The following is a 4155-nucleotide window of genomic DNA, read 5'->3' as shown; positions in this document are numbered from 1 at the left end:
TTTCGCCGGTGTGTGGAAAAAGAAATGAAGTGCCGCCACGCACAGTGGCTAATAGCGATAAAAAATACAGCCAACATATAACGACCGCAGGCCTAAGCAGCAGCAACCCGGCATTGACCCTGACCACCAACGCCGAAAGCACCGACCCGGCACTGCCCCCCCACACCGTGCTAACGCTGCCCCACATCGACTTGATTGTTAAGCGGCTCGCCACGCAGCAAACGCCGCACATTCTGGGCGACCTGCAGACCAATAGTCTCAAGGCTTGAGATTGCCGCCATATGCGGCGTAACGACGAGCTTGGGGTGGCGCCAAAGCGGATCATCGGCCGGCAGCGGCTCATTGGGAAAAACATCGATGATCGCACCGCCCATGTGCCCGTCGGACAACGCCGCAAGCAAGTCCTCCATCACCAGATGTTCGCCCCGGCCAACGTGAATCAGTTTCGCGCCCGGCCGCAATTGCCTGAGCACATCCGCGTTCAACAAGCCGCGTGTCTCAGCGGTCAGAGGCAGTAAACATACGAGAATATCAACACCCGACAGGAACGCAGGCAAGGCGCCCCGGCCGCTGAATGGTTCGATACCCGGCAGCTCTTTTGCACTGCGCGCCCAGCCCCTCACCGTGAAACCTGCACGCAGCAGATCGGCGGCAACCCGCGCGCCGATTTCACCCAGCCCCATCACGCCGATCGTGCAATCGCTTGCCCGTTTTTGATCCGGCACCTGCCACAGTCCGTTGCGCTGGTTCACCAGCACCTGATCGAATTGTCGATGAAAATGCAGCGCGCCCCACATGACAAACTCGCTCATGGCACGCGCCTGATACGGATCGACTACACGGCACAACGGCACGGCAGGGAAATGAGGATCGCGCAAGATGTTGTCGACGCCGGCGGCAATGCCATGGACCAGCCGGAGATTGGGAAACGAGCGCAACGCACCCGCCGGTGGATTCCAGCATACGGCGACTTGGGCATCGCCGGCCTCAGGCGCACCGAAATGATGGACCTGCAGTTCAGGCGCCGCAGCGAGAATTGCGGGCCCGAGAGGAGACATGTCGTAGTCGCTGCTTATAAGAACGAGCTTGGTCATCGGTGGATTGAGATCGATGGGACATGTCAGGGCACAACACCACGCAGCGGATCACGACCGGTAGTCAGGACGGTTGTCGGCTATCAGGCGCAGTGCTGCTTGCCATGCCAGTTCTATGATGGCGTCCGCGCCTTCGGATTCGAACTGCCGCGCGGTTAGCTCGCGCACGTGAACCGGCGGTATCCGCAGTTGCGCGCCTCCGGCCAGCGCCTGCACCTGCGCCTGGCAAGCACGCTCGAGAAAGTAGATCTCGTGAAACGCGTGCGCGGCGGTCGCGCCGCCCGCGAGCAGACCGTGGTTGCGCAGGATCATCGCCTTATGCGGGCCGAGATCGGCGACCAGACGCTCACGTTCGCCCAGGTCGAGCGCGATGCCTTCATAGTCGTGGTAACCGAGCTTGCCGTAGAACTTCAGCGCATGCTGGCTGATAGGCAGCAACCCTTGTTCTTGCGCCGACACACCGGTGCCAGCGGCCGTATGCGTATGCACGACAAACCCAAGGTCCTCGCGCGCCATGTGAACCGCGGAGTGAATCGTAAAACCAGCGGCGTTCACAGTGAAAAGCTCCGGCGTATCGCGTGCACGCTCGTCGATCACCTTGCCTTCGTAGTCGATCTTCACGAGGTCAGAGGCGCGCATCTCATGGAACAGCACGCCGTACCGGTTGATCAGGAATGCCGGTTTCAGGCCGGGCAAACGCGCGGTAATGTGCGTGTCGATCATGTCCGTCATCCGGAAATGCGCGATCAGCCGATACAGCGCCGCCAAATCCTCGCGGACCTTTTGTTCGGCGGCCGGGGTGGGCGTGATGGTGGTTTCCATAATGTGCTCCTTCCTCCTGATGACGCAGCTTGAGGCTGCCTTGGCGCACTCAGCGACGCTTAGCGACGCATCACGCCCGGCAGCACGCACAGCATTTCATAAAGCAGGTTCGCACCCAGCAGCGAGGTGTTCCCACTCGTGTCGTAGGGTGGCGACACTTCGACCAGATCGCATCCGATCAGATCCAGCCCATGGCAGCCGCGGATGATCTCGATACCCTGGATTGTCGTCAGGCCGCCGATTTCCGGCGTGCCGGTACCCGGCGCCCAAGCCGGATCGATACCGTCGATATCGAAGCTCAAATACACCGGCCCACCCTGCACCTTGGCGCGCACTTCGGCCATCAGGGGATCGAGCGACTTGTGCCAGCACTCCTCCGCCTGCACGACGCGAAAGCCTTGCCGGCGGCTCCAGTTGAAGTCGTCGGCGGTATAACCCTGCGCGCGCAATCCGATTTGTACCACACGCTCGCAATCGAGCAGGCCCTCCTCCACCGCGCGCCGGAAGGTCGTGCCGTGGGCGATCTTCTCGCCGAACATGTGGTCGTTGACGTCGGCGTGAGCATCGATATGTACGAGGCCGATCTTGCCATGCTTGCGATGCAGCGCGCGCAGGATCGGCAGCGTGATGGTGTGATCGCCGCCCAAGGTTAGCGGCACGACGTCGTGCTCGAGGATCCGGTCATACGACTCTTCAATAATGCGGACCGCGTCCAGCAGATTGAAGGTATTGATGGCGACGTCGCCAATATCGGCTACTGAAAGCGAGTCGAACGGAGCGGCGCCGGTCGCCATATTGTATGGCCGGATCATCACGGACTCGGCGCGGATCCCGCGCGGTCCGAAGCGCGTGCCGGCACGCAGCGACGCGCCAATATCCAGCGGTACGCCGATAAACGCGGCGTCCAGCCCGGCAGCTGAGGTGAGATGCGGCAAGCGCATCATCGTGGCGATGCCGCCGAAGCGCGGCATTTCATTACCGCCAAGCGGCTGATGAAAGATTTTTTCCATGACACTTCCTCACATTCATTCGTCGAACTGTCTGCATTGAATTCTGGTGCTCATCGACATACCGACAAAGTGCTGGCGCGAAATATTTAGTTCAGTTATTTCTAAAGTATCGGCACGTCCGGGCCGTGGAGCAACGCTTGAGCTCCGCCCAGCACCGGACGGTTTGCTCGCTGGCACTGACCGTATTCGATGGAGTTTGATGTGGCTACTGTTTTGCCTGAAGCACGCTTGCTGCGCATTTTTACCTGCGTGATACGACATCAGGGTTTTGCCGCGGCGCAGCAGGAACTCAACCTGTCCACGTCGGCCATCAGCACTTACATGAGCCAGCTCGAATCGCTGGTGGGCGTTGTGCTGTGTCATCGCGGGCGGGGCGGCTTTAGCCTGACGCCAAAGGGCGAGGAGTTCCATCAGGAAGCGTTGCGGCTGCTTGGCGAGGTGGACGGTTTCGAGCGTTACGCTGCGGGGCTGCGGGGTGAATTGCGCGGCAGCATCAAGCTTGGCGTGCTGGACTCGACCGTCAGCGATAAAGCGTTGCCGCTCTCTGAAATTATCGGTGCATTTACTCACGAGCATCCTGCGCTGCATTTGCATTTGCATGTGCAAAGCCCTTATGAATTGCAGCTTAGCGTGCTGGGAAATCGCCTTGATCTGGCGATCGGTGCGTTTCAATTGCGCATGAACGGACTGATCTACCATTCGCTTTATCGTGAGCAGCACTGGTTGTATTGCAGCGATAGCCACCCGCTCTTTAACGAGCGCCATATCCCGCAGGAAACGATCAGTCAGCAGCGCATGGTTGGGCGAGCTTACTGGAGTCAGACTGAGCTCGCGCGCCACGGGTTCAAGCGTAGCGAGGCGACGGTGGACAGTATGGAGGGGCAACTGATCCTGATCTTGTCCGGTGCTTTTATCGGCTTTTTGCCTGAGCATTATGCGCAGTCCTGGGTCGACCGGGGCCGGTTGCGCGCACTTGCGCCGGCGGGGTTCGGCTATCAGGCGCCGTTTGCCTTGATCATCAGGCGGGGGCGTTCGAAGGAACCTTTGATCCAGAAATTCCGCGACACATTGAAGGCGCATCTTGGGCGGTGAGGATTTCGTTCGCACTCGGGGGGCTGGGTTGCTGCTGCTCAGGTTAGCGGTCGGTTTAAGTTAGCCATTCTCTTTACCACTATTAGCCACTGTGCGTGGCGGCACTTCATTTCTTTTTCCACAACGGCGAAAAAGAA

4 protein-coding genes are annotated in these 4155 nt (G+C 59.8%); 1 reads left to right on the top strand and 3 read right to left on the bottom strand.

The genetic code is table 11. The features are described 5' to 3' along the window. Positions 1–170 precede the first annotated feature (170 nt). From M0D69_RS43415 to speB, 3 genes are read right to left on the bottom strand one after another with little or no spacing between them, the layout of a single operon-like run. On the bottom strand, positions 171–1094 hold the full coding sequence (locus tag M0D69_RS43415; RefSeq protein WP_301787943.1) for a glyoxylate/hydroxypyruvate reductase A: 924 nt from the start codon (positions 1092–1094) through the stop codon (positions 171–173). 51 nt (positions 1095–1145) lie between these two features. Then, the gene (locus M0D69_RS43410) at positions 1146–1916 is read right to left on the bottom strand and encodes a class II aldolase/adducin family protein (RefSeq protein ID WP_301787942.1); all 771 of its coding nucleotides are present in this window, start codon (positions 1914–1916) and stop codon (positions 1146–1148) included. A gap of 59 nt (positions 1917–1975) precedes the next feature. Continuing rightward, positions 1976–2926 carry an agmatinase gene (speB, locus tag M0D69_RS43405; protein ID WP_301787941.1) on the bottom strand — a complete coding sequence of 317 codons (951 nt, stop codon included), beginning with the start codon at positions 2924–2926 and terminating at the stop codon, positions 1976–1978. 201 nt (positions 2927–3127) lie between these two features. Between speB and M0D69_RS43400 the strand changes: the two genes are divergently transcribed. Next, a complete protein-coding gene (locus M0D69_RS43400; protein ID WP_301787940.1) occupies positions 3128–4018 on the top strand; it encodes a LysR family transcriptional regulator in 891 nt (296 codons plus the stop codon). Positions 4019–4155 lie beyond the last annotated feature (137 nt).

The organism is Caballeronia sp. SEWSISQ10-4 2 (genome assembly GCF_030464885.1).
GTDB lineage: Bacteria > Pseudomonadota > Gammaproteobacteria > Burkholderiales > Burkholderiaceae > Caballeronia.
The sequence above is the reverse complement of the archived record's forward strand: the minus strand, read 5'-3'. Positions and strand labels throughout refer to the sequence as shown.

Excerpts from the sequence above, each read along its gene's own strand:
- M0D69_RS43415 (WP_301787943.1), bottom strand. The coding sequence starts at position 1,094 with ATGACCAAGCTCGTTCTTATAAGCAGCGACTACGACATGTCTCCTCTC.
- M0D69_RS43410 (WP_301787942.1), bottom strand. The coding sequence starts at position 1,916 with ATGGAAACCACCATCACGCCCACCCCGGCCGCCGAACAAAAGGTCCGC.
- speB (WP_301787941.1), bottom strand. The coding sequence starts at position 2,926 with ATGGAAAAAATCTTTCATCAGCCGCTTGGCGGTAATGAAATGCCGCGC.